The organism is Lacinutrix chionoecetis, from assembly GCF_053604665.1.
Map to the genome: position 1 here is coordinate 23,834 of NZ_JBSHNQ010000070.1, position 24,494 is coordinate 48,327.

General features: G+C 32.9%; 26 protein-coding genes. 17 read left to right on the plus strand and 9 right to left on the minus strand.

All coding sequences use genetic code 11. The features are described 5' to 3' along the window. Positions 1 to 65: 65 nt before the first annotated feature. Together ACVC43_RS04430 and ACVC43_RS04435 are read right to left on the minus strand one after the other, a co-directional pair. Positions 66 to 1,937 carry an endonuclease gene (locus tag ACVC43_RS04430; RefSeq protein ID WP_452223365.1) on the minus strand — a complete coding sequence of 624 codons (1,872 nt, stop codon included), beginning with the start codon at positions 1,935 to 1,937 and terminating at the stop codon, positions 66 to 68. A gap of 11 nt (positions 1,938 to 1,948) precedes the next feature. Then, the gene (locus ACVC43_RS04435; protein WP_452223366.1) at positions 1,949 to 3,169 is read right to left on the minus strand and encodes an RsmB/NOP family class I SAM-dependent RNA methyltransferase; all 1,221 of its coding nucleotides are present in this window, start codon (positions 3,167 to 3,169) and stop codon (positions 1,949 to 1,951) included. Between the two features lie 162 nt (positions 3,170 to 3,331). Between ACVC43_RS04435 and ACVC43_RS04440 the strand changes: the two genes are divergently transcribed. The 13 genes from ACVC43_RS04440 (at position 3,332) to ACVC43_RS04500 (ending at position 14,197) form a co-directional block, all read left to right on the plus strand. After that, positions 3,332 to 3,910 (plus strand): RNA polymerase sigma factor, encoded by a 579-nt coding sequence (locus tag ACVC43_RS04440; RefSeq protein ID WP_452223367.1) that lies wholly within the window; start codon positions 3,332 to 3,334, stop codon positions 3,908 to 3,910. 42 nt (positions 3,911 to 3,952) lie between these two features. After that, the gene (locus ACVC43_RS04445; RefSeq protein ID WP_452223368.1) at positions 3,953 to 4,273 is read left to right on the plus strand and encodes a hypothetical protein; all 321 of its coding nucleotides are present in this window, start codon (positions 3,953 to 3,955) and stop codon (positions 4,271 to 4,273) included. Positions 4,274 to 4,357: 84 nt separating this feature from the next. Next, the gene (locus tag ACVC43_RS04450; RefSeq protein ID WP_452223369.1) at positions 4,358 to 4,819 is read left to right on the plus strand and encodes a Spy/CpxP family protein refolding chaperone; all 462 of its coding nucleotides are present in this window, start codon (positions 4,358 to 4,360) and stop codon (positions 4,817 to 4,819) included. A gap of 132 nt (positions 4,820 to 4,951) precedes the next feature. After that, the gene (locus ACVC43_RS04455; RefSeq protein WP_452223370.1) at positions 4,952 to 5,236 is read left to right on the plus strand and encodes an EF-hand domain-containing protein; all 285 of its coding nucleotides are present in this window, start codon (positions 4,952 to 4,954) and stop codon (positions 5,234 to 5,236) included. Positions 5,237 to 5,262: 26 nt separating this feature from the next. Beyond that, positions 5,263 to 6,690, plus strand: coding sequence for a CotH kinase family protein (locus tag ACVC43_RS04460; protein ID WP_452223371.1), 1,428 nt, complete (start codon positions 5,263 to 5,265; stop codon positions 6,688 to 6,690). A gap of 105 nt (positions 6,691 to 6,795) precedes the next feature. Next, complete coding sequence (locus tag ACVC43_RS04465; protein ID WP_452223372.1) at positions 6,796 to 7,545, plus strand: hypothetical protein; 750 nt, start codon at positions 6,796 to 6,798, stop codon at positions 7,543 to 7,545. 94 nt (positions 7,546 to 7,639) lie between these two features. Then, a complete protein-coding gene (locus ACVC43_RS04470; RefSeq protein ID WP_452223373.1) occupies positions 7,640 to 9,022 on the plus strand; it encodes a vanadium-dependent haloperoxidase in 1,383 nt (460 codons plus the stop codon). 186 nt (positions 9,023 to 9,208) lie between these two features. Then, on the plus strand, positions 9,209 to 9,724 hold the full coding sequence (locus tag ACVC43_RS04475) for an EF-hand domain-containing protein (protein WP_452223374.1): 516 nt from the start codon (positions 9,209 to 9,211) through the stop codon (positions 9,722 to 9,724). Positions 9,725 to 9,736: 12 nt separating this feature from the next. Then, positions 9,737 to 10,873, plus strand: a complete 1,137-nt coding sequence (locus ACVC43_RS04480) for a YHYH protein (protein ID WP_452223375.1) — start codon at positions 9,737 to 9,739, stop codon at positions 10,871 to 10,873. Between the two features lie 91 nt (positions 10,874 to 10,964). After that, positions 10,965 to 11,750 carry a YHYH protein gene (locus tag ACVC43_RS04485; RefSeq protein ID WP_452223376.1) on the plus strand — a complete coding sequence of 262 codons (786 nt, stop codon included), beginning with the start codon at positions 10,965 to 10,967 and terminating at the stop codon, positions 11,748 to 11,750. A 12-nt stretch (positions 11,751 to 11,762) separates the two neighbouring features. After that, positions 11,763 to 12,380 carry a toxin-antitoxin system YwqK family antitoxin gene (locus ACVC43_RS04490; protein ID WP_452223377.1) on the plus strand — a complete coding sequence of 206 codons (618 nt, stop codon included), beginning with the start codon at positions 11,763 to 11,765 and terminating at the stop codon, positions 12,378 to 12,380. 4 nt (positions 12,381 to 12,384) lie between these two features. Further along, positions 12,385 to 13,053: an SCO family protein gene (locus tag ACVC43_RS04495; RefSeq protein WP_452223378.1), complete on the plus strand. Its 669-nt coding sequence runs from the start codon at positions 12,385 to 12,387 to the stop codon at positions 13,051 to 13,053. A gap of 82 nt (positions 13,054 to 13,135) precedes the next feature. After that, positions 13,136 to 14,197: a WD40/YVTN/BNR-like repeat-containing protein gene (locus ACVC43_RS04500; RefSeq protein ID WP_452223379.1), complete on the plus strand. Its 1,062-nt coding sequence runs from the start codon at positions 13,136 to 13,138 to the stop codon at positions 14,195 to 14,197. A 69-nt stretch (positions 14,198 to 14,266) separates the two neighbouring features. Here the strand turns inward: ACVC43_RS04500 and ACVC43_RS04505 are convergent, their stop codons facing one another. The 7 genes from ACVC43_RS04505 to ACVC43_RS04535 form a co-directional block, all read right to left on the minus strand. Further along, positions 14,267 to 14,707 (minus strand): hypothetical protein, encoded by a 441-nt coding sequence (locus tag ACVC43_RS04505; RefSeq protein WP_452223380.1) that lies wholly within the window; start codon positions 14,705 to 14,707, stop codon positions 14,267 to 14,269. A 10-nt stretch (positions 14,708 to 14,717) separates the two neighbouring features. Then, entirely contained in the window at positions 14,718 to 15,191 is a 474-nt protein-coding gene (locus ACVC43_RS04510) for a hypothetical protein (RefSeq protein WP_452223381.1), read from the minus strand. Positions 15,192 to 15,255: 64 nt separating this feature from the next. Further along, positions 15,256 to 15,798, minus strand: a complete 543-nt coding sequence (locus ACVC43_RS04515) for an RNA polymerase sigma factor (RefSeq protein WP_452223382.1) — start codon at positions 15,796 to 15,798, stop codon at positions 15,256 to 15,258. Positions 15,799 to 16,071: 273 nt separating this feature from the next. Then, positions 16,072 to 17,901 carry an ABC transporter ATP-binding protein gene (locus tag ACVC43_RS04520; protein ID WP_452223383.1) on the minus strand — a complete coding sequence of 610 codons (1,830 nt, stop codon included), beginning with the start codon at positions 17,899 to 17,901 and terminating at the stop codon, positions 16,072 to 16,074. Next, positions 17,902 to 19,632: a phospho-sugar mutase gene (locus tag ACVC43_RS04525; protein WP_452223384.1), complete on the minus strand. Its 1,731-nt coding sequence runs from the start codon at positions 19,630 to 19,632 to the stop codon at positions 17,902 to 17,904. 59 nt (positions 19,633 to 19,691) lie between these two features. Continuing rightward, complete coding sequence (locus ACVC43_RS04530; protein WP_452223385.1) at positions 19,692 to 20,657, minus strand: glycosyltransferase family 2 protein; 966 nt, start codon at positions 20,655 to 20,657, stop codon at positions 19,692 to 19,694. A gap of 36 nt (positions 20,658 to 20,693) precedes the next feature. Further along, positions 20,694 to 21,224: a DUF4199 domain-containing protein gene (locus ACVC43_RS04535; RefSeq protein WP_452223386.1), complete on the minus strand. Its 531-nt coding sequence runs from the start codon at positions 21,222 to 21,224 to the stop codon at positions 20,694 to 20,696. 157 nt (positions 21,225 to 21,381) lie between these two features. On the opposite strand from ACVC43_RS04535, the gene ACVC43_RS04540 reads away from it, so the two are divergent. From ACVC43_RS04540 to ACVC43_RS04555, 4 genes are all read left to right on the plus strand, one after another. Next, positions 21,382 to 21,633: a type B 50S ribosomal protein L31 gene (locus ACVC43_RS04540; RefSeq protein ID WP_290469316.1), complete on the plus strand. Its 252-nt coding sequence runs from the start codon at positions 21,382 to 21,384 to the stop codon at positions 21,631 to 21,633. 152 nt (positions 21,634 to 21,785) lie between these two features. Next, positions 21,786 to 22,961 carry a GlmU family protein gene (locus ACVC43_RS04545; RefSeq protein ID WP_452223387.1) on the plus strand — a complete coding sequence of 392 codons (1,176 nt, stop codon included), beginning with the start codon at positions 21,786 to 21,788 and terminating at the stop codon, positions 22,959 to 22,961. Between the two features lie 65 nt (positions 22,962 to 23,026). Beyond that, complete coding sequence (locus ACVC43_RS04550; RefSeq protein ID WP_452223388.1) at positions 23,027 to 23,728, plus strand: lysoplasmalogenase family protein; 702 nt, start codon at positions 23,027 to 23,029, stop codon at positions 23,726 to 23,728. 25 nt (positions 23,729 to 23,753) lie between these two features. Continuing rightward, the gene (locus ACVC43_RS04555) at positions 23,754 to 24,464 is read left to right on the plus strand and encodes a lysoplasmalogenase family protein (protein WP_452223389.1); all 711 of its coding nucleotides are present in this window, start codon (positions 23,754 to 23,756) and stop codon (positions 24,462 to 24,464) included. Positions 24,465 to 24,494 lie beyond the last annotated feature (30 nt).

The following is a 24,494-nucleotide window of genomic DNA, read 5'->3' on the forward strand; positions in this document are numbered from 1 at the left end:
GTTATTAACCAAAAAAAAGCGACTTTAATTAAAGTCGCTTTTAAATTTTATATTATAAAAATTAGTTATCCTTTTATTAATTTTTTAGAGATGCTTCCCTGTTGCGTATTTAATTTTAAAATATAAACACCTTTGTTTAATCTTGACACACTAACTTCTTTGTTTGCTGGTGTAACATTGCCCTCTAACATTTTTTTACCTAAAATGTTATAAATTTCAAAATGTGTATTTTGTTTCACTTCAATATTTAAAAGCGTCCCGTTAATTGGGTTTGGATATATTTTAAATGTGTTCGCTTCAAATGTGCTTGTGCTTAAGGTTTGTAAATGCGTGCCTAAATTAGAGCAATCGTCTTGTGGTAATTGGTTCCATTCATTAATGTCGAACGTAGTCGTTGGAAATGCGATAGTTGGTTTTCTAATTAAGGTTACATTTTGAGCGAAGGTTCCACCATCCGCTTCAATGCCTATAATATCAATTAATACATCATTTTTAAATAAACCAATAGCATCGTTACCAGAAAATCCAGTAATACTGTTATTAACATCGTCCTGTTGTGGTTGGCAAGCAACAGATAATCCGCTGTTTGCAACTACATAAACATCGCCATCAGACAGTGAAGACGTTGCAAAAGAATAGGCCGTACCAAAGCCATTATTATTAGAGGCTAATTTTAAAGTGTAAGCAGATAGGTTTACCGCAGAGCCAGTATAATTTGCTATTTCTAAAGCTTTATTCGTGCCACCACCTTCAACATATTCTGAAAAAAACAAATCTACATTTCCTCCTGTAGAACCGTTATCTGTAGTGGTTTCACAAGTTTGGTTACTAAAGCCAGATTCGTTACCTGAGGTATCTACAGCTGTAACTGTAAAACAATAGGTTGTGTCTGGTAATAAGCCTGCTGCTGTGCCAGATGTATTATTAGTGTTAAAACTAAAAGCGGTATTTATATATATATTGTATGAGGCTATTGCTACATCATCTGTAGAAGCGGTCCAGGTTAAATCTATAGAATTATCTGTTGGATTTGAAGCGACTAAGTTAGTTGGGTTTGTAGGTGGTGTTGTGTCTGGCGTTGGGTTCCAAATCAGGTTTGCGTATTCAGGATGGTCTACAAACGGATTAGCATTACCTTGAAAATTATAAGCTTCATCATTACGCGCAATTTCTCTTTGATCTACAGGATCTACATTATAATGCCAATCTAATAAGGTTGTAATTGCCCAAGGAAAAAAGACTTGATCGTTTGAGCCGTTAAACATATCAAAACCTGTGTAATTATCTACAGTATCTTCATAACGTGTTGCAAAATAGAGTAGTGCTCTTGCAATATCGCCTTTAAATTCGTCTATTGGCTCGAAAACCACACCACTATAGCCAGACACTGCACTTGAACCTCTTTTAGAACCATTTTCTGAAATGAAGTCTGGTGTGGCCACATTCGCAAAGGGTAAACTACCTCTAAAATTATTTACACGACCATCCGTTGGAATAACATGATGAATGTCGCTTTGCATTGGAAAGGCGCTATTAAAGGAAGATTGCGGCACAATGTGCTCACGGTTATAACAATCGCCTTCTTCAGATTGGTTACCGCATTGCATATTACCATGTGTAAAATTATATGGATCTGCGCCAGATGGATCTTCAGAGTACATATCTAAAATAGTTCCGTCATTTTCATAGTTAGTGCCGCCAGTAACATTAACATCGGAATGTGTATCTATGTAACCTTGAGAGCCAGTAACACCAACACCATCGTATAATTGATCATATGTCCTAGCTGTATGACCGTTTGATGTTATGTTTTTTAATTCGGTTTTTAACGTATAGCCAGAAAGTCCGTTTGCACTATCGTAATAGTTTGCCGGAATTTGAGCAAAACCTATGCAGACTGTTAGTATAAAGATTAATGTTAGGTAATAATGTTTCATAATATAGAAGTTTAATTTGAGGATTTCTTTTCCAATAAGGCCATATAGAATCCATCATATCCAAATTCGTGGCTTAAAATCTTTTTATCTTTTATAAAGGTAAAGTTTTTTCCGTTTTCCGATGTTAGAAATTTATCAACCTGTACTTGATTTTCTGAAGGTAAAATAGAGCAGGTTGCATAGACTAATTTTCCTCCAGGCTTTACCATTCTTGAATAACTGTCTAAAATTTCGGCTTGCGTTTTTTTAATGCGTTCTAAAAATTCTGGTTCTAATTTCCATTTGGCATCTGGATTTCTGCGTAAAACACCTAATCCGGAACATGGCGCATCTATAAGAACACGATCTGCCTTGTCGTATAATTTTTTAATTGGTTTTGTAGAATCTATTACGCGCATTTCAAGATTATGAGCTCCAGCACGTTTAGCACGACGTTTTAATTCTTTTAATTTATTGTCGTAAATATCCATAGCAATCACCTGTCCTTTATTTTCCATTAAGGCCGCAATGTGCAATGTTTTTCCGCCAGCACCTGCACAAGTATCTACAACTTTCATACCTGGTTTAACGTCCAAAAATTCTGAAACCATTTGTGAAGATGCATCTTGCACCTCGAACCATCCATTTTTAAAAGCTTCGGTTGTAAACACATTGGCACGCTCTTTTAATTTAAGCGCATCTGGATAACCTTTTATTTCTTCGGTATCGAAATCTAAATCGAATAATTCTGATTTTAATTTCTCTTTGGTCGTTTTTAGTGTATTTACTCGTAAAATCACATCAGCCTGTTCGTTAAGCGCTGTGGCTTCTTTGTTCCATACTTTTTCTCCTAGCTCGCTAACAATAAGTTCATCCATCCAATCAGGAAAAGATTCTTTAATTTTTCTAATTTTAGATAGCTCATCAAAGCGTCCTTTAATTTTTCTGGTTGGTGTGTTTTCAAAATATTTCCAATCTGGTAATGTAACGCCTTTTAAGGTAGCCCAAACGGCAAACAAGCGCCAAATATCGTCACGCGAGAAAGGTTCCTTTACGTTTGCAATTTCAGCATAAAGGCGTTTCCAACGCACTATGTCGTATGTGGTTTCGGCAACGAAACCTCTATCGCGACTTCCCCAACGTTTGTCGCGTTTTAATAATTGTTGTACTACTTTATCTGCATATTGTCCTTCGTTAAAGATTATTAGTAATCCATCAACAGTTGCAAAACATAAGTTCCTGTGTAAGCGCATTTTTTGAGTTTTAAAAACGTGCAAAGGTACGTTAAATAACACGAATTTTCATTGCTTTTTTATATTTAGATCGATAGATTGTTTTTTTTAAAATAATTAACCAGTTAGCGCAAGTTTTTTTAAATTATGGCATCTAAACTGTATTAACACAATGTCCATTATTTGACCGAAACCGAATTTATAGAACAACTAAAAAAACAAACCAGAGCTTCTTACAGTAAGTTATTGGACGATTTTCAGCATAAAGTATTTGGATCATGTTTATCTTTTGTGCCAAATAGGGAAGATGCAGAGGATATTACACAAGAGGTATTTGTAGAAGTATTTAATTCTATACATAAATTTAAAGGCAACTCTAAACTATCAACCTGGATCTATAGAATAACGACAAATAAATGTTTAGAATTTATTAGAAAACGAAATGCCAAAAAGCGCTTTGCTTTTCTACAATCCTTATCTGGTAATGATTATAACCTGGATAAAGCAAGTTATTTTACAGAGATTAATCATCCTGGATTAGTTTTAGAGCAAAAAGAGACAAGTGACACTCTATTTTTAGCAATTAATAAATTGCCAGAAGCTCAACGCTTAGTCTTTACGTTAAACAAAATAGACGATAAGAGTTACAAAGAAATTAGCGAGATTACAGATAAAAGTATTAGCGCCATTGAGTCTTTATTATTTAGAGCAAAAAAAAATTTGCAAATTGTATTAACCGAATTTTATAAAAATCATAATTAGACGCAAGTATTATAATTATTGTGCATCTAATAATTAAGAAATATGAAAACAAATAACAACATAGAAAAGAAAGTGGAGCGCACTCTACACGCCTTGGATAATATTAACGAGGTTAAAGTATCTCCTTTTTTTAAGGACAAAACATTAGAGCGTTTATTTACTGAAAAAGAAGAAAAAGTACCAGTATCGATTTGGAATTGGTTTACACCACAATTACAATTAGCGACTTTAATTTGTGTTTTAGCGATTAATGTGTACGCTATTAAACAAATAAAAAGTTTAAAATATAATGAGTCGATTTCAAGTTTTGCTACAGATTATGGTTTGTCTACATCATCTGAGTCTTCACTTTTTAATTTGTAAATATGAAACGAATATATTGTAATAATCGTCAGGTACTAAAAAGCATTATTTACAAGCAGTAAATAATCGATTAATAATAACAACATGAAAAAAAATACCGTTTTATACATTTTATTGGCAGTCTTAATAATAATGAATGGTTTTTTCTTATTCAATTATTTAGGAAGGCCACAACAAAAAGGGCCAAGAGAATCTGGTAATTTTATTGCAAAAGAACTTAAACTAAATGAAGCACAAATAGAGCAGTTTAAGTTACTTGAAGATAAGCATCACAAGGCTATGAAAGCTATTAATAACAATATAAAATCTGATAAAGATGCCTTGTTCAACAACATTACAGCACCATCAATGAGTCACAAAACAGTTGATAGTTTAATTGAATCGATTACAAACAAGGAGAGCATTAGGGAAAAGGAAATGTTTAGCAGACTTAGAAGTCTTTACGAACTTTGTAACGATGAACAAAAGGAGCGTTTTAGTGAAATACTAAAAAATGCACGCCAATTTGATAATCGACGTCCAAAAAAACCAAGAAGAGAAGAGTAACACTTTAAATAAATATTCTAAAAAAAGACCTTAATAAATATAAGGTCTTTTTTTTGTGCTTTTTTTAACAAATGTCTGCACAAGTTCTTTCGATTATTGGCATCTAAAAAACGTAACAATAAAAATTTAATTATGAAAAGTAACTCTATTACAAATACAGTATTCATTCTTGGTTTTACTCTATTAATATCTAATAATTCTTTTGGGCAATCTCAAGACAGACAAGGAAAAAAGCCACCTACCTTTAAAGAATTACTTAAAGAAATGGATAAGGATAAAGATGGAAAACTTTCAAAAGCTGAAATTAAAGGCCCATTAAGTGAACATTTTGATAAAGTGGATTTAGACGAAGATGGCTTTATTACAGAGAAAGAATTTAAAAAAGCACCAAAACCTAAACAAGGACAGAGAAAATAAAAGTAACCTTATAAAAATCAAAAACGATGACTAAATTCACTAAACAATTTCACTTAGTATTAACAGCATTTATTTTTAGTGCCTTTGTAATAACATTTAATGCTTGCAGCGAAGATGATGATATAACCGAACAGCAAGAAGAAACAACAGACGAGGTTGACGATACAGATTTTGAGGCAACAGACTGGACAACCGAAACACATAGTAACGATGCAGACCCAAATTTTGATGAAGTTTTTGAAGACAATACAGTAAAAAGACTCGATATTGTTATTACACCAGCAAGATGGCAAAGTATGCTGGACGACATGACAGAAACTTATGGCACTTTTGGTTCAGGAGGCGGACAAGGAGGCGGATTACTTGATGCAGACGAAGACCCAATTTTTGTGCCTGCAGAAGTTTTTTATAACAGTATAGAATGGTACCGTGTTGGTGTGCGTTTTAAAGGGAACTCCAGCTTACAAACAAGCTGGCGAAATGGTATTTTAAAATTATCATTTAAATTAGACTTTGATGAGTTTGAAGACGATTATCCGCAAATAGACAACCAACGTTTTTATGGCTTTAAAAAATTAAGTCTAAAAAACAATTTTGATGATAAATCGATGCTACGTGAAAAAGTAGCGACAGATGTTTTTAGAAATGCAGGATTAGTAGCATCACACACAGCATTTTATACTGTTTATGTAGATCATGGCGATGGACCACAATATTTTGGCTTGTATACTATGGTAGAAGAGGTTGATGATACTGTTATCGAGACTCAGTTTTTAAATGACAATGGTAATTTATACAAGCCAGATGGAGATGCAGCAAGTTTTGTAGCAGGTACTTATGATGAAGATGAATATGTAAAGAAAACCAATGAAGACGATGCAGATTTTAGCGACGTTTCTAATTTATTAGCCATTATTAATGATGGAACAAGAACAACAGATCCAGCAACTTGGAGAACCAATTTAGATGCCACGTTAAATACAGAAGTGTTTTTAAAATATTTGGCAGTAAATACCGTCATTCAAAATTGGGACACCTATGGAAAAATGACACATAATTATTTTCTGTACAACAATCCAGACAATAATAAATTAACATGGATTCCCTGGGATAATAACGAAGCATTACAATTAGGGAAAATGGGAGGTTCGCTTCCGTTGGATTTTTCAGGATTAAATGCTAATGATTGGCCTTTAATAGGCTACATGTATCAAGATTCGGTATATAAAACACAATATGATGCTTATGTGCAAGACGTGGTAGATGGTGCCTTTAATGTTAATACAATACAATCTTTATACACGACCTATTCAGCTTTAGTACAGCCTTATGCAACATCAGAAGTTGCTGGTTATACCTTTTTAAATAATAGTAACGAATTTCAAATGGCAATTAACGAATTAAATGCTCATGTTGCATCTCGTGCATCTGCCGTTACTACTTATTTAGATTAAAAGGAATTTGAAATAGTTTTTTGGTTAGTAGTGGTTAAAGGCTTTGTGGTGTAAAAGCTACAGAGTCTTTTTCATTAAAAATAAAAAGTAGCTAAAATTTTAAATATGAGAATTTTCAGAAAAATTAGAAGGTCATTAATAGTATCAGGAAAAACTAAGAGCTATGTTATTTATGCTTTTGGAGAAATTCTTTTAATCGTAATTGGGATATTAATCGCCTGGAAGATTAACAGTTTAAATGAAATAAGAAAAAATAAAATTGTTGAACTTAAAATTTACCAGACGTTATTACAAGAGTTAGATTCAAATTCAAAAGTTTTAGATTCTTCAATTGCTAATTACACTAACAACCTAAAAACCATACGAACAACCATTAAAAGCATTGGTTTGCAACCAGAACAATTGACCGAGAAAATTAAGGAAGGCATTGTAAACGTCAATTTTAAACCAGTACAATTGCATAACGGAGCAATTAATTCGATTAACAGCACTAACAAATTTGAGTTTATACAAAGTGTTTTATTAAAAGACCTAATCGCCTCATATCCAAATGAGTTAGATAGTTTTGAAAGTCAAGAGGCTAAAATTAAAAATATTGTTGTTAATAGATTGCAACCAGTAATAGAAAAACATGTGTCTTTATTAGATATTCTTTCGGAGCGCGATTTAGAGTACAAACGTATTCAAACCTTTTTAGAAGCATCAAATTATATGAAGTTGCTTGATAGTAGAGAATACCAGAATGCTTTAGTAGATAGGCTATTACAAACCGAAAATCAATTAGCAATTGCCAAAAGTTTAAAAGAAAAAACGCATACAATGGCTGTGAAATTAAATAAAGAATTAGGGAGCTAATTATAGTTTAATAAAAAAAACTAAAGTTTAAATCACAAGTTTTTTTTAAAAAAAACATCTAAACATTAAATGTTAAATATTAAAATAAACAACCATGAAAAATCAACTAATTAAAATTTCATTTTTAATGGTAGTAATAACTACTGTATTTCAGTCATGTTCAGACGATGATGTTAATACTATTGTAGAAGAGAGTGAGGAATCTGTAGTGTTTACAGACGCTACCACTCAACTTATTTACGATTGGAACGAACTCTGGTTGGAGCTCGATCGCTTTACTAACGGTATGAGACCCAATGCAACAGCAAGAGCTTTAGGTTATATTCACCTTGCAGCCTACGAAACAGCAGTCACAGACATGGCTGGTTATACATCAAACGAGGACAGACTTGAAGAATTAAATATAGACTTTAGCCAAAGGGAAGACAACGTAGATTTAAATCTTGCATTAAATATAGCTTACGCAGAGGCTTTCGATCATTTTATGTTTAACATATCACCCAATGCAAGAGGAGATATTTTTGATTTAAGAGATGAAAAGACTGAGGAATTATCGCAAAATTTATCTCAGTCTGAGCGTGAGAATTCAAGACAATGGGGAAGGCACGTGGCACGAAGAGTTATTGCGTATAGTAGAACAGACGAGGCAGCCGAAGACCAAATTATAAACCAAACGCCTGATGATTATGTAGCACCTGTTGGTGATGGTTTGTGGGTGGCAGATGAAGGAGAAGTCGCTTGGTTTCCATATTGGGGACAAGTTCGCACTTTTGTTATTTCGCCAAGCGAAACAACCAGTGTTCCATTTCCTACAACATATAGTACAGATACTTCAAGTGCATACTATGCAACTATGAATGAAGTTAACGTCGTTGCAACTACAGCGGCAGCTCAAAACAATGAAGACTTATGGATAGCAGAATTTTGGTCTGATGATGTAGAAGGATTAATGATGAGTCCACCTGGAAGACAAATTTCCATAGCCATTCAATTCATTGCAAACGAAGATTTAACTCATGAGCAGTCTTTAGAACTTCTATTAAGATTAGGGTTTGCTATTAATGACGCGGCTGTGTCGACCTGGGATGATAAATACACTTACAATACAGAGCGACCAAGTACTTACATTAATGAATACATAAATGCAGATTTCGAAACCAATCTCGCTCGTCTGGTAATTGTACCCAATCCTTCATTTCCAGGATATCCATCAGGTCACGCCACATTTGCTTCGGCAGCTGCAGGCGTTTTTATAGACCAGTTTGGAACAGACAGCATCGACTTTACCGATAGAAGTCATGAAGGCAGAACCGAATTTATTGGGACTCCAAGAAGTTTTAGTTCATTTTCTACAATGGCAGAAGAAAATGCGTATTCAAGAGTGCCACTTGGTGTTCATATTCAAGAAGATGCTGACGAGGGATTACGACTTGGTTATGAGATATCCACTGCAGTAAATAATTTTAATTTATTTTAATTAGAAAGAATTAATCAAGTACAGAAATAGGTATGTTGTAAGTGAAAATTTTAGAAGTATAAATTAAGAAGAATAGAATATACTATTGCTAAACTTTTAAGCTTCACGAAACTTTTTTATTAAATGAAGCAGATAGGAAACCCAAGATTTTTATTAAAAAAGTATATATAACAAATAAATAAAATCATGAAAAACAAAACAATAAAATTCACTTTATTCACATTGTTGCTTACTATAGGTGTTTATGCACAAGGCCCTACAAATGGAGGAAGAGGACAAGGCAGAGGGCAAAACCAGCAAAGAAGCAGCAAGCCTGATGCATCAGAAATTTTATCAAAATTAGACACGAATAACGATAAGGTAATAGACAGAGACGAAGCTTCAAAAGATAGGAGAGGTAAAATAGCCGAAGATTTCGATGCTATAGACATTAACGGTGACGAGGTAATAGATTTGCAAGAATTAAAAGAGGCGTTAAATGGTAAGAAAGCCAAAAAGGTTTCAGCAAAAAAACTAATAAAAGAAGTAGATGATAATGGAGATGGCACTTTAAATGAACTTGAAGTAGCCGCAAAACAGAAAAAAGAATTATCAAAAAACTTTAAAACGATTGATGCTAATGAAGATGGAGAGCTTGATTTAGAAGAATTAAAAGCGTTTTATGCCAAAGCAGCTAAACCAAAGCGAAAAAAAAGAGACTAAATTAATTTGAAGGTGAAAAATCAATATAAAATTTTAGCAATTATTGCAGCAGGTATTTTAGTAGGTTGTAATAGTCAAAAAAATGCTAATTCGAATACTCATGATGGATCAGAAAATCATTCTCATGACAATGAAACGGTTTCAAATAATAGCACAAATTATTTTGGAGCTTACGAATTAGAAGATGCTAATTACGGTACAAAAACAAAAGTTTCTATTAAAGGCGATGCGCGTGTAATGGTGACCAATTCGTTGCCAAACCATAAAACAGGTGATTTTCCAAATCAGGGTAATCCAAATACAATTTCGTCGCAAAACAAAACCTACACGTTTCCGTTACATCCTGAATATTCAGGAAAAGCCCAATGGATTAGAGAACCAGGTGTGGCACTCAATGGCATTAAGTTTGAACCTGGAACAGCAGAAGTTGTAGCATGCGACACTGGAGAGAATTATCGCGTAGAAGCGTTTCAAAATCTCATAGATTTAGGACTCGATTTTAATCATGCGCACGTTCAGCCAACTGGCGCTTATCATTATCATGGCTCACCAACAGCTGCCATAAAACAATTTGATACTGGAGAAGACTTAGTGCACATAGGTTTTGCACACGATGGCTTCCCTATGTATTATTCAAAAAGCGGAAAATACAAGCCAAGCTACAAAGCAGTTGATGGTGATAGAGAAGGTGAGGATTGCACGTATAAAAACCCAAAACATACTATAAATGTTGCAGTTGGTGGTCATCACGACGGCACATTCACTTCAGATTTTGAATTCGTAGAAGGCTTTGGCGATTTAGATGAATGTAACGGCATCACCATTAACAATCAATACATGTATCTCGTCACGAACGTGTTCCCTTATGTAAGTCGTTGTTTAATGGGAGAAGTCGAGCGAGAAGAACGACAAGGTCCACCAAGAGGACAGCAACAAGGAAGGACAAATGAAAGAAGACCACAAGGAGAAAGGCCAAGCGCTGCACATTTAATTAAACAATTGGATACCAATAAGGATGGTAAACTGTCTAAAGCTGAAGTAGAAGGACCGTTGCAGGAAAATTTTTCAACAGTAGATACAAATAGCGATGGTTTTCTTTCAAAGGAAGAATTAGAAAAAGGCGCTCGTGGTCATAGACAAAAACGGTAAAAAAAAGTAAGATTGAAAGAAAAAAATAAATAACGCAAGCTTTTTTTAAAATTAGCATCTAAATACTAAATAATCTTAAAACATTAAACCTATGAAAATTTATTTTAAACCATTTGCCTGCATTATAATTTTTGCTTTAACATTATTTGCTTGTAGTAGTGACGATTCTGTAAGCGATAATGGTAATGACGACGATGACGACATTGCAGTAACAGAATTGCACGCTGCTTTTGCAGCCTTCAATCCAGATGCGGTTACCGTTATTTTATCTGATGATGGTACAGAATATTATATCGAAACGACTGGATTTCCAGACCACACTTCAATTTATTGGGAACCAAGCCATGCACTTTATATCGACGAGCCTGGTGTTACAAAAACAACTCAAGACACCTACATTGGTGGAGGACAAGGTGAAGCTGCGAGCTTTACAGTTGATGCAACTCCAAATTTAACAGGAGCAACCGTATCAACGCAATTAAATACCATTGGTATTGCAGTTAGCGGCGCATCTATATTTAATGATCAAGAAGGGATGGGAGACTTGGACCAAGCTGCACAAAGCTTAGATTGGGCTGGTGCTCATAAAGGTCCTGGTGTTTACCACTATCATTTAGAGCCAACACCAATTTCTAACGACGATGATAGTTTAGTTGGTATATTACTTGATGGTGTTTTTATTTATGGAAGACAGTGTAGTTCGACAGGAACACATCCTACAGATTTAGATGCTTCAGGTGGTCACACGTCGACTACACAATATACAGATGGAGTAGAAGAATATCACTACCACATTATTAACGAAGAATATCCTGCAGGTAATTATGCCTATGCTCCAGCGCATATTCTTTTTGCTGGACCATTTCAAGGGTACTAAAGTTAAAAAAATATGAAACCAATTCTTTTTTTAATTCTTATTGTGTTTTTAAAAACTGGTTGTAAGGAACCTTCTTCAAGTAAAAGTAGCAATACTGATGTTACTAAGTTTCAACCCATAGTTATCGCTAATGTTGAGGTGTTAAAAAAAGATTTAGTTCTTGATGGAAATAAAGGCATATGGTATTATAAGGAAAAACCATACAATGGCTATTCGCTAAAGTATTACCCAAATGGTGTTTTAGAAGAAAAATGGGGATTTTACAATGGTAAAAGAGAAGGCGTTGCAAAACGTTGGACAATAAATGAAAAACTTCAATTAGAATCTTATTATAAAAACAATCGCTTAGTAGGTGTTTATAAAACCTGGTGGGAAAATGGCGTTTTATCGGGTGAAACTTATTACGAAAATGGCGTTAAGCAAGGTGTTGAAAAAAAATGGTTTGCTAATGGGCAATTAAATAAACTAAGACATTTTGTTGACGGAAAAGAACATGGTTTTCAAAAAGCTTGGTTAGCCAACGGCAAACTTTATGTTAATTATGAGGCCAAAAACGGGCGTGTTTTTGGATTGCAAAGAGCTAATTCATGTGTTAGATTAGAAGATGAAGTTATAATAAGAAAAAATTAAACTTATGAAATATCTATGCATCATAATACTATTGTTTTTTGCAAGCTGTAATAAGGAAGTAAAAAAAGAAAACATCAAAGTTGCTGAAAATAGCAGAGTAGAGTATTTACCTTATTATAATGATGATTCTTTTACACCACATTGGTTAACACCAAATACGGAAGAAGAAAAAGCGTTTCATAAAATTCCGGATTTTTCATTTACAAATCAATTAGGTGAAGCGGTTACGCAAAAAACATTTGATGATAAAATTTATATCACAGATTTCTTTTTTACAACCTGTCCTGGTATTTGTCCTAAAATGACTGGAAATATGGCAAAAATTCAGGAAGAATTTAAAAACGACAAGGATATTTTATTACTATCGCATTCTGTAATGCCAAGTACAGATTCAGTTTCTGTTTTACGTGCTTATGCTAAAAATAATAATGTTATAGATAACAAATGGCATTTAGTAACAGGTGATAGAAATGAAATATATGCTCTTGGAAGAGACCATTATTTTGTAGAAAGTGATTTAGGTGAAGTAAAAAGTATAGATGATTTCCTTCATACTGAAAATTTCTTATTAATTGATAAAAACAAACACATAAGAGGTATCTATAACGGATTGAATAGAGCATCAATAGCACAATTAATTGTAGATATAAATGCACTGAAAAAAGAAGATTAAGTTTTGTTTTTTGTTTAATTGAAAAAAGCTTTGCGGAAATGTCGTAAAGCTTTTTTACATTTATAGAAATTATAAAAAACTTATGAAACAACTACTCATTATATTTTGTGTCGCACTTACCCTATTGTCTTGTCAAAAAGATGAAGAGAAAAAAGAAGAGCTTTTTATGCCTCGGGATTTTACCGAAGTTGAGATTGGTTTGCTGTTAAAAGATTCTACGTTAAATGTTAGAGCTATAGAAATGGTGGAAGGTTACAACGGATTGTTTTTTTTAACTTCTAAAGGAAAAGGAGGAATGATTGATGATGACGATATTTTATTTCCAATAGAAATTGATGAAGAACAAGACAATTTAAATTTTAGAGCGTTCGCCAGTACTAATGATGCTGGTTTTGCTCTGTCTGTAGCAAGTCCTGCTTATCTGTATAAAATTGGGGAAGAAGAAACAAAATTAGTTTATCAGGAAGATCACGAAAAAGCATTCTACGATGCTATGGATTTCTGGAACGATAAAGAAGGCATTGCCATTGGTGATCCCACAGACGATTGTATGAGTATTATCATTACACGCGATGGAGGAAATACTTGGAGCAAGCTATCTTGCGATACATTGCCAAAAGCTAAAGAAGGCGAAGCCGCTTTTGCAGCCAGCGACACCAATATTGCAATAGTTGGCGATAAAACTTGGGTTGCAACAGGAGGAAAAGCAAGCCGAATTTTGTTTTCTCCAGATAAAGGAAAAACGTGGGAGGTTTTCAGTACGCCAATAGTACAAGGCTTAGAAACCACAGGCATGTATTCCTTAGATTTTTACGATGATAAAAACGGATTTGCCATTGGTGGCGATTATACTAAAGCAGGCGATAGCACTGCTAATAAAATTCGCACTCAAGATGGTGGTAAAACATGGCAATTGGTTGCGGAAAACCAAAGCCCAGGATATAGAAGTTGCGTACAATATATTCCTGGCAGAAAAGCAAAAGAATTAGTTGCTATTGGTTTTAAAGGCATCGACTATTCTAATGATGCTGGTGAGAGTTGGAAGCACTTAAGCGACGAAGGTTTCTATACACTTAGGTTTGTAAACGATAGTGTGGCTTATGCTGCGGGAAACCAAAGAATTGCTAAACTCACCTTTAGATAAATAACTAATAATTCGAGATAAAATAAAAAGAGCAGCCAACGGCTGCTCTTTTTTGTAATCATTTTTTTACTATTCTTTAATTTTTTCTCCACGATGCCTTGCTTTAAACTCCTGAATCATTTTGCGCCTAAACGAACGCTCAGCCTGCATGAGTTTAAGTATCTCTTTAGAAGAAAGTACAGCACTTAAGCTTGCATAATATTCTTTTTGAAGCTTTTGTCTCGATTGCTCCATGGCAATAATTTTCTCCAAATGTGTTTTAGCCTCAGCTTCCGAAATGGCGTCGATATCTTCCAATCGATTTAACTTAGAGTTTTCTTTAAGTTTATCTTCTGCTTCCTGGTTGCTGTTGTAAATTGGCCAAAAGGCTTGTGCTTTATTCGCAGATAAGTTTAATTGCTCTGTAATGTGAGCAACTTTTAGGGCTTTTATCTTTTCTCTATCTGGTTTTTGTGCATGAGCATTTACCGAGAAGATGCCCAATAATAATATAATAAATAAGTTTTTCATAATTGTAATTTTAATCTAATATTAAGTCACTAACATCTACATCTTCAAAATAACTATCTAATGTTTCGTCGCTTAGCGAGTAATCTATAAATTGAGCTTCAGTTAATTCGTTCTCTTGAAAAAGTGATGATAAATCGCTTACTTCAGTTTCGTTTAATATATAACTATCCACAGTCGTTGTGTCTAAATCGTTAAGAGATAGAGGTGAATTATCAAAAATATTTAAGCTGAAAAACAACACCAGCGCTGCCGCGATACTTGAAACGAATAACACATTCTTTCTACTAAAAATTGAAATGACTTTGGTTTCCTTTTCAACTGAAACACTAAAGTTTTCAAGATAGCCATCAGGTGTTTTTAAACCAGACTCACTCACTTTATTTTTTAGTTTTGCGTGAACTAGTAAAGAATCTTCAAGCCCTTCAAAATAATTTTGAGGCACTTTAAATCCTGATTTTCTATTATTTAAATGTTCTTTTTTCATGATTTTTTCTGAGAATTTTTTATAAATTCTGTACACTTATAAGACTAAAAATTTTCGATATGGTTTAATCACCTTTTAAATAGGCTTCAATTTTCTTGGTAGCTATATGATACGATGCTTTTAATGCGCCTTCACTGGTTTCTAAAATTTCTGACATTTCTTTGTACTTTAATTCTTGAAAATATTTCATATTAAATACCAATTGTTGTTTTTCTGGTAATGTGGCAATGGCCTTTTGAAGTTTTAACTGTATGGCATCGCCTTCAAAATAAACATCTGCCTCTATATTATTAATGGCTAAATCCTGTACTTCTTCATTGGTTATTTGTAAGCGTTTGGCGTTTTTATTTATAATTGTTATGGCTTCGTTGGTGGCAATTCTGTACAACCATGAGTATAACTTGCTTTCGCCTTTAAAACCATCAATACTCTTGTAAACTTTAATAAAGGTATTTTGCAAAGCATCGTCTGCGTCGTCGTGAGATTTTAATATATTTCTTACGTGCCAATATAAACGTTCTTTATATAGCGAAACAAGCGCTTTAAAAGCAGCATCTTTATTGTCTTTAGACTGGAGTTGTGTAATAAGTTCGGTTTCTGCTAACACAAAAAATATTTTATATTTGACTGTAAAATTTATTAAAGGTTTAATTTGAACCTAATATTTTTTAACACTTTTAAATAACTAAAGACGCGTTTAAATAAATAAAAATACGATTAAAAGTTGCATTTCATCGATTAAATGTATTTTTCTTTGGAGGAATACTTTTTTTAATATATGTTTACACTATAAGCGTATTTATGTTGTAGAGCCCCAATTCTATACATAGAACTAAAAAGGATAAACGTAAAGTTTATCCTTTTTTTATTTTTGCGCCTGTTAATCGAAACTCTGCATATCTACCAGCTTTTTGTAAATACCATCTTTAATAATAAGTTCGTTGTGCTTGCCTTGTTCGGCTATTTCACCTCTGTGCATTACAATTATTTCGTCGGCATTTTGTATGGTAGATAATCTGTGTGCAATAACAACGGAGGTTCTGTTTTTCATCATATTTTCTAAAGCCAATTGTACTAAACGTTCGCTTTCAGTATCTAACGCAGAGGTGGCTTCGTCCAAAACCATAATAGGAGGGTTTTTTAACACTGCTCTGGCAATACTTAAACGTTGTTTTTGTCCGCCAGAAAAATTATTCCCTGCATCTCCAACGTTAGTTTCTATACCTTTTGGTAACTCTTTTACAAACTCCCATGCATTAGCAATTTTAAGGGCGTCTATAACTTCATTATCTGTTGCGTTTCCTTTTCCTATTAATAAATTGTTTTTAATAGTATCGTTAAATAAAATGGAGTCTTGCGTTACTAATCCTATTAAATCTCTTAGCGATTTTTTTGTAATGTCTTTTATGTTGTTTCCATCAATTTCAATACGCCCTTCATTAACATCATAAAAACGCGTGAGCAAATTGGCAATTGTACTTTTACCACTTCCAGATTGTCCTACTAAAGCGACAGTTTTTCCTTTTGGAACTTTAATAGAAAAGTTTTTAAGTACTAAATCATCATCGTACTTAAACGAGATGTTATTAATAGAAATCTCTTTGTTAAAATCTTTTAATTGTATTGCGTTTGGAGAATCTATCATTTTATTATCGTGATGCAGAATTTCGAACACACGATCTGCAGCAGCCATACCATTTTTAACCCGATAAGAGGCTTTACTAATGGCTTTAGCAGGTGTTAATATAGCATAGGCTAAACCCATAAAGGCTATAAAGGTTGTGCCTTCAATGACTTGATCGATTAGTACCAATTTACCACCATACCACAGTAAAACGGCTATGGTTACAATACCTAACACCTCACTTACAGGACCTGCAAGGTTATTTTTTAAACCTATACTGTTAGATAATTTTAAAAGTTTGTTTGAAGAGTTTTCAAAATTTGATTTAAATACTGGCTCTGCATTGTAGCTTTTTACAATTTTTAAGCCCGTTAAGCTTTCTTCGACTATAGATATTAACCTTCCAGATTCCTGTTGCGCACTTAGCGATTGGCTTTTTAAGGTTTTACCAATTCTTGAGATAACAAAACCAGCCGTTGGAATAAACACTAACACAAATAATGAGAGTTGCCAGCTTATAGAAAACATAAAAATGATAGAAAATATTATGGTAAGAGGTTCGCGAATAACAAGTTCTAATATAATGAAGAAAGAGTTTTGCATTTCATTGATATCACCTAAAACCCTCGCCATGACATCGCCTTTTTGTCTTTTAGAGTAAAAGCTTAAAGGCAGATTAATAATTTTTTCATACATATCGTTTCTTAAGTCGGTAAGGACACCATTTTTAAGATACATAACATGTTGCATTGCAAAATAGCCAAATAAATTTTTAAGAATAAAGGTTACAATTACTATAGCAACAACTATTAACAATGCTATTTGTGCATTGCCACTATCTATTTGACTACTAACATTATAATTTAAAAAATCGTTTGCATAGTTTTTAATATCACCAATGCCATTCCAAGTTGGAGCCTCGGTTACTCTGCTTGTTTTATCGAATAACACATTAAGCATAGGAATTAATGCTACAAATGCCAGCGAACTAAAAAGTGCATAGAGAATATTAAAAAGTATATTTAAAACAACATGTTTTTTAAACTTTTTTATAAAAGGAAATAATTGATTTAATATTTTCTTCATTTAGTTAAGCTTCATATCGTTGACTATGGCATCAATTTTACTTTCTAATTTAGCCTCTGTTTCTAAAAAGTGCTCTGCAGATTCTAAAGTAGTATTTACGCTTATATAAAACTTAATTTTAGGTTCTGTACCACTTGGTCTTAAGGCAATTTTACTGCCATCTTCGGTATAATAAATTAATACATTAGATGTTGGAATATTAATTTTTGTAGTCTCACCAGTTAATGTGTTTTTTGAAATGGATAATTGATAATCTTCTATTAAAATTACTTTAGAGTTATTTACTTCTTTTAACGGGTTTTCTCGAGCGTCAATCATCATTTGTTTAATTTCTTGAGCACCTTCAATACCTTTTTTGGTAATAGATATTAAGCGTTCTTTAAATAAACCATGGTCTACATATAGTTTAATTAATTCTTGATAGACAGAGCTTCCTTTTTCTTTTGCCTGAGCTGCAATTTCGCAGGCTAAAAGTGTTGCAGTAACAGCATCTTTATCACGCACAAAATCGCCAACCATAAAGCCAAAACTTTCTTCGCCACCTCCTATAAAATTTAGGTGTGGAAAATCTTTAATCATTTTCGCAATCCATTTAAAACCAGTTAGCACAATTTTAGCCTCTACGTTATAGGCTTTTCCTAACACCGACATCATTGGTGTAGAAACTATGGTACTGGCAATAAACTGCTTGCCGTTGAGTTTGTTTTCTTTTTTCCATTGTTTTAACAGAAAATCCGTCATTAAAAGCATGGCTTGATTACCATTTAAAATAACCAGTTCATTGTCTAAATCTCTTACAACAATGCCTAATCTATCGCAATCTGGATCTGTACCAATAACGATGTCACCTTCCACTTTATCAGCCAGTTCCATTGCCATTTTTAAGGCTTCGGGTTCTTCAGGATTAGGTGATACAACTGTAGGGAAATCTCCGTTAGGTACGCGTTGTTCTTCAACTATATTTACATTGGTATAGCCTGCTCGGTTTAGTGTTTCTGGAATTGCGGTTATAGAAGTTCCATGAAGAGAGGTGAAAACAATGTTTAAATTTTTTCTTGCTTCTGCTGAAGTATTAAAGCTTCCGTTTTTAACCGATGCATCAATAAAAGCATCATCTACTGTCTTGCCTATATAGTGAATGCGTTCATCGTTTGCATCAAATTTAATTTCAGAATAATCTAATTCGTTAATTATGTTTATAACTTCGGTATCTTCTGGTGGTACTAATTGTCCGCCATCTTGCCAATACACTTTATATCCATTATATTCTGGAGGATTGTGAGATGCTGTAAGAACGATACCACAATGGCAGTTTAAATGCTTTAGTGCGAAAGATAGTTCTGGAGTTGGACGTAAATCTTCGAACAAAAATACTTCAATGTTATTTGCTGAAAATACATCTGCAACCACTTTTGCCAAAGATTTACTATTATGTCTGCAGTCGTAAGCTATTGCAACCTTTAATGCCTGGTTAGGAAACACCTTGTGCATATAGTTACAAAGGCCTTGCGTGCTTTTGCCAAGCGTGTATTTATTTATTCTATTGGTGCCAATACCCATAACGCCTCGCATACCACCAGTACCAAATTCTAAATCTTTATAAAAACTTTCTTTTAGTAATTTTGGGTTGGTGCCAATAAGATCTTTAATATAAAGTTGTGTGTCCTTATCGAAAGTTGGCGTTAACCATTTGTTAACTCTGTCTAATAATTGTGGCTCGATGTGTATCATATTGTAAGTAATAGAATGCAAAAGTACGCATTATAAAAAAGTTAATATTTAACAGTATGTTAATTTGGTGATTGATAGTCGAGATTTAATTCCTCTTTAACCAAATACCTTTTTTTATTTTGTTTGGAGCGTAAAATAATTTCACCTAAAAAACCAGCAACAAAAAACTGAGTACCAATAATCATGGTTACTAATGCAATATAAAATTGTGGGCGTTGGGTTATAAGTCTTCCATCAGTATGAAAAAACATTTTATCAACACCAATATAAGCGGCAAAAACGAAGCCTACAGCAAACATTATAACACCTAAAGCACCAAATAAGTGCATAGGCCTTTTTCCAAAACGCGAGATAAACCAAATGGTTATTAAATCTAAAAAACCATTAATAAAGCGTTCCATTCCAAATTTGGTTTCGCCATATTTTCGAGCTTGATGTTGTACAATTTGTTCTCCAATGTTTGTAAAACCAGCATTTTTAGCTAAAACCGGAATGTACCGATGCATTTCGCCATTAACATCAATATTTTTTACCACGTCTTTTTTATAGGCTTTTAAGCCGCAATTAAAATCGTTAAGTTTTACACCAGACGTTTTTCGTGCAGCCCAGTTAAAAAGTTTGGAAGGAAGATTTTTGGTAAATTTATTATCGAAACGCTTTTTTTTCCAACCAGAAACTAAGTCGAAGTGTTCTTGAGTTATTTTATTGTAAAGCGCAGGGATTTCTTCGGGATTATCTTGTAAATCGGCATCCATAGTAATGATTACATCACCTTGTGCTTTTTCGAAACCTGCATGTAAGGCTTGAGATTTACCAAAATTTTTTAAAAACCGAATACCTTTTACGTTGCTGTTGTTTTGCGAAAGTGCTTCTATAGTTTTCCATGAACCATCTGTAGAGCCATCGTCTATAAAAAGTATTTCATAAGAAAAACGATTGGATTGCATAACTTTTGCAATCCAATCGTGTAATTCTGTAATTGATTCTTGTTCGTTAAGTAGTGGTATGACTACTGATATATCCATGTGGTAATTTGAAAATTATACTTCAAATATAGAATATTATTCGCTTACTGGGTTTCTTTTTATAATTAAAGCCACAATAAGTCCTATTACAGCCTGAATTATTAAAAATATGGCATTAGACTGTAATTGAGGCCCAATTGAGAATTGATTTTTTTGAGCTTCCATTTGTTCTACAGCTTTGGCTACCGCCTCTTCAGGTGCGTTAAAATTACGCATCATTTGTACAGAGGCTTCAATTGTTTTTTCTTTTAATGCTATCGCAGCTTCAGGATCAACAAAATTGAAAATTATAATACTTATTATCATACTAATAATAATACCAACTGCTACAGTAATAAAATATGAACTGAATGCTTCTTTAAAGGTTATATATCCTTCTTGAATTTTTTTAGATTTTAATGCAGAGAGTATCCCGAAAACAATAATAACAACAAATAAAATAAGGCCAAGCCACCATTTTGTTAAAAGATCAAGATAAAGAGCATAACCTAAAATGGTTATAAGTGCCATAAATCCACCTAAATAAAGTCCATAATTAATTGCAGATGATTTTGTAGAAGTTTCCATATTTTTTAGTTTATTGGTTAATGATAATAGTTAGTATTCAAAGATAATGAAACGTTACAAAAATAACTTTAAATTATTTTTGTAAAAAGTGTTGCTGAATTATAAAAAATGATTAAATTTGCACCTCGAATTTAGAATACAATAAAAGCATAAAGCGATGAAAAAAGATATACATCCAGAAAATTATAGAGTAGTAGCATTTAAAGACATGTCTAACGACGATGTGTTTTTAACAAAATCTACTGCAAATACAAGTGAAACTATTGAGGTTGACGGTGTTGAGTATCCAGTAGTAAAAATGGAAATTTCTCGTACATCGCATCCTTTTTATACTGGTAAATCTAAATTAATAGATACTGCTGGTAGAATTGATAAGTTTAAAAACAAATACGCTAAATTTAAAAAGTAATTTAGCTTACATAATATTTAAAAACCTTTCATTTAAAAATGAAAGGTTTTTTTGTTTTAGGCAATTAAGTTATTTTTGTTTTAAACAAAAGTTTACAAAAACAGTAAGTCTAACTTTGCTGTTTTCAAACTTTTGAAACTTTAAACTATATTATGAATTACATACTCTTCGATGGTCCATCTCGTAACCAGTTATTACCCTTTACATACACACGACCTGTTGCAGATATTCGTGTTGGTATTTTAACCATAAGAGAAAAATGGGAACTGTTTTTACAAGCCACTACAACTACAGTCACAGAAGATTATTTGTCTGTAAAATGGCCAATGGCAGAAATGGAAACTAATGTGATGATTAATGCTTCTTTTTGTCCCACGGAAATTTTAGTTGAAAAGATAAAAGATCTTAAAAAGAATCAAGCTATTTTTAAAGCAGAAGAAGTAATTGCCTTCTATACAGAAGAAGACCAAGAGGATATAGATTTATCCACTTTTGAAGCTATAGAATTTAATGAGCATTTATTAACTATTGAGCATACTTGGGATATATTTTCTAAAAATGGAGAGGCTATAACACAGGATTTCGAGCTGTTAACTAAAGGAAGAACATCTCAACCAATCCCGCAATCTAATAATATAATTGCACCAGAAAACATTTTTATAGAGGAAGGTGCTAAATTAGAGTTTACTACTTTAAATGCCAGTTCTGGCCCAATTTACATAGGCAAAGATGCCGAAATTATGGAAGGCAGTGTTGTGCGAGGACCATTAGCCTTGTGTGAGAATGCCACTTTAAAGCTGGCTACAAAAATTTACGGGCCAACCACTGTTGGACCGCACAGTAAAGTTGGAGGAGAAGTAAATAATTCGGTTTTGTTTGGGTATTCTAACAAAGGTCATGATGGATTTTTGGGAAATGCGGTAATAGGAGAATGGTGTAATTTAGGTGCAGACACAAATAACTCTAACTTAAAAAATAATTATGCTGAAGTTAGACTTTGGGATTACGAAACTGAAAGTTTTGCAAAAACAGGGTTGCAATTTTGCGGATTAATGATGGGAGACCACAGTAAATGTGGTATAAATACGATGTTTAATACAGGAACAGTTGTTGGTGTTAACGCCAATATTTTTGGTTCTGGTTTCCCACGAAATTTTGTGCCGAGCTACAGTTGGGGAGGTCATGGTGGCTTTACAACCTATTTAACAAAAAAGGCTTTTGAGGTGTGTAAAGTTGTGATGCGGAGAAGAGCAATTGAGTTTTCTGAAATTGATCAAGCCATTTTAAAGCACGTATTTGAAGATACTAAAAAATTTAGACGTAACTAATAGTTACCTGTACTACAGTTATTTAAAAAATATAATTATATTGTGCCATATTTTTCCCACATCATATGCGCCTACTTTTTAAAAATACACTTCTTTTTTCTTTTGTATTTTTTTTAATTTTTATTTTAGATATCTTTATCAAGGTATTTTATACACCTACATCGTTTAGATACCTAACTAAGCTTTCTCTCGTACTATTATTATTAATTTATTATTTAACTAACCAAGAAGAGAAATCTAATATTAGAAAACTTCAGGTAATTTTAGCTTTAACTTGCTTTATAATTGGGGATTTTTTTTTAATTGGTGGTGATGTTACTAGCCAACTGGTAGCTGGAGGCGTTTTCTTTTGTATCGCAAAGGTATGCTATGCCTTAAGGTTTTCCAATAAAAAAGATTTTGAGATTAGAGAACTTATCCCTTTTTTGTTATTTTGCTTTGCCTATATAACCACAGTAATGATGGTTGTGTACAGAAATCTTGGTATTTTTTTTCTACCCATTCTGTTTTACTTGTTTGTAGTAATGTTAACAGCTCAATTTGCTTATTTAAGAAAAAATGAAGTTAACACGGCCAGTTTCTGGCTGGTTTTATTAGGAGTTATATTATCAATGTTTTCAGATAGTATTAATATTCTAAAAGAATTTTACAGGCAGGATTTTGCATATAATGAGTATACCGTTATGCTATTTTATGGTTTTTCGCAATATTTTATAGTGTTAGGAATTGTTAAAGAAAACAGAAAAATAAGCTTTAAATATTTATAAAAGACCACCCCAAAATTAAATTATCATGATATCTAAATTTTATAATGTTTTTTTTAATATTAAAAAACCATACTTTGCTATAGGTTATTTTTCAGTATTACTATTTGATATTTTTGTAAAAATTAATTTAGACCCATTTCCATTGCGGTATATAACTAAGGCTTTATTAATTGTAATGCTCTTAATGTTTTATATTAAAAATAGAATTGTTGTAAATAAGAGAAATCACGCATATGTGGTGCTTGCTCTTACTTTTTACTTAGTGGCAGACCTAACAGTAATTAATCAATTAAACACCACTCTATTTTTTGTTTCTATGTTTGTGTTTATTATGGCTAAAGCCATGTATTGCATGCGATTTACCAACAATAAAGATTTTAACTTAATGCGATTAATACCATTTTTAATTGGTAGTTTTATTTGTATGGTTATTGTTTTTAAATTAATGTATAAAAACTTAGGGATTTATTTTGTGCCAGTCCTCAGCTATTTTTTTGTATGTCTTCTTTTATTTTTGTTTGCCTATTTAAGAAAGAATGATGTCAATAGCAGGAGTTATAACTATGTAATAATAGCCATGTTTTTTTTCTTGTTTGCTGAAATATTAATGGGATTAAAAACATACTATAAACCTATTCCTTATGAAAGTATATTGGTAATGTTAGGCTACGGCATAGCTCAGTTTTTAACTGTTTATGGTATTATTATTGAAGTTAAAACGGTAGAAAATGATTAACTTAGTATTACAACGAGATTAAGATTATAA

What these genes read in the sequence shown, in the direction of transcription:
- ACVC43_RS04430 (WP_452223365.1), bottom strand. Translation starts at nt 1,937, where the DNA reads ATGAAACATTATTACCTAACATTAATCTTTATACTAACAGTCTGCATA.
- ACVC43_RS04435 (WP_452223366.1), bottom strand. Translation starts at nt 3,169, where the DNA reads ATGCGCTTACACAGGAACTTATGTTTTGCAACTGTTGATGGATTACTA.
- ACVC43_RS04445 (WP_452223368.1), top strand. Translation starts at nt 3,953, where the DNA reads ATGAAAACAAATAACAACATAGAAAAGAAAGTGGAGCGCACTCTACAC.
- ACVC43_RS04450 (WP_452223369.1), top strand. Translation starts at nt 4,358, where the DNA reads ATGAAAAAAAATACCGTTTTATACATTTTATTGGCAGTCTTAATAATA.
- ACVC43_RS04455 (WP_452223370.1), top strand. Translation starts at nt 4,952, where the DNA reads ATGAAAAGTAACTCTATTACAAATACAGTATTCATTCTTGGTTTTACT.
- ACVC43_RS04460 (WP_452223371.1), top strand. Translation starts at nt 5,263, where the DNA reads ATGACTAAATTCACTAAACAATTTCACTTAGTATTAACAGCATTTATT.
- ACVC43_RS04465 (WP_452223372.1), top strand. Translation starts at nt 6,796, where the DNA reads ATGAGAATTTTCAGAAAAATTAGAAGGTCATTAATAGTATCAGGAAAA.
- ACVC43_RS04470 (WP_452223373.1), top strand. Translation starts at nt 7,640, where the DNA reads ATGAAAAATCAACTAATTAAAATTTCATTTTTAATGGTAGTAATAACT.
- ACVC43_RS04475 (WP_452223374.1), top strand. Translation starts at nt 9,209, where the DNA reads ATGAAAAACAAAACAATAAAATTCACTTTATTCACATTGTTGCTTACT.
- ACVC43_RS04485 (WP_452223376.1), top strand. Translation starts at nt 10,965, where the DNA reads ATGAAAATTTATTTTAAACCATTTGCCTGCATTATAATTTTTGCTTTA.
- ACVC43_RS04490 (WP_452223377.1), top strand. Translation starts at nt 11,763, where the DNA reads ATGAAACCAATTCTTTTTTTAATTCTTATTGTGTTTTTAAAAACTGGT.
- ACVC43_RS04495 (WP_452223378.1), top strand. Translation starts at nt 12,385, where the DNA reads ATGAAATATCTATGCATCATAATACTATTGTTTTTTGCAAGCTGTAAT.
- ACVC43_RS04500 (WP_452223379.1), top strand. Translation starts at nt 13,136, where the DNA reads ATGAAACAACTACTCATTATATTTTGTGTCGCACTTACCCTATTGTCT.
- ACVC43_RS04505 (WP_452223380.1), bottom strand. Translation starts at nt 14,707, where the DNA reads ATGAAAAACTTATTTATTATATTATTATTGGGCATCTTCTCGGTAAAT.
- ACVC43_RS04510 (WP_452223381.1), bottom strand. Translation starts at nt 15,191, where the DNA reads ATGAAAAAAGAACATTTAAATAATAGAAAATCAGGATTTAAAGTGCCT.
- ACVC43_RS04520 (WP_452223383.1), bottom strand. Translation starts at nt 17,901, where the DNA reads ATGAAGAAAATATTAAATCAATTATTTCCTTTTATAAAAAAGTTTAAA.
- ACVC43_RS04525 (WP_452223384.1), bottom strand. Translation starts at nt 19,632, where the DNA reads ATGATACACATCGAGCCACAATTATTAGACAGAGTTAACAAATGGTTA.
- ACVC43_RS04530 (WP_452223385.1), bottom strand. Translation starts at nt 20,657, where the DNA reads ATGGATATATCAGTAGTCATACCACTACTTAACGAACAAGAATCAATT.
- ACVC43_RS04535 (WP_452223386.1), bottom strand. Translation starts at nt 21,224, where the DNA reads ATGGAAACTTCTACAAAATCATCTGCAATTAATTATGGACTTTATTTA.
- ACVC43_RS04540 (WP_290469316.1), top strand. Translation starts at nt 21,382, where the DNA reads ATGAAAAAAGATATACATCCAGAAAATTATAGAGTAGTAGCATTTAAA.
- ACVC43_RS04545 (WP_452223387.1), top strand. Translation starts at nt 21,786, where the DNA reads ATGAATTACATACTCTTCGATGGTCCATCTCGTAACCAGTTATTACCC.
- ACVC43_RS04550 (WP_452223388.1), top strand. Translation starts at nt 23,027, where the DNA reads ATGCGCCTACTTTTTAAAAATACACTTCTTTTTTCTTTTGTATTTTTT.
- ACVC43_RS04555 (WP_452223389.1), top strand. Translation starts at nt 23,754, where the DNA reads ATGATATCTAAATTTTATAATGTTTTTTTTAATATTAAAAAACCATAC.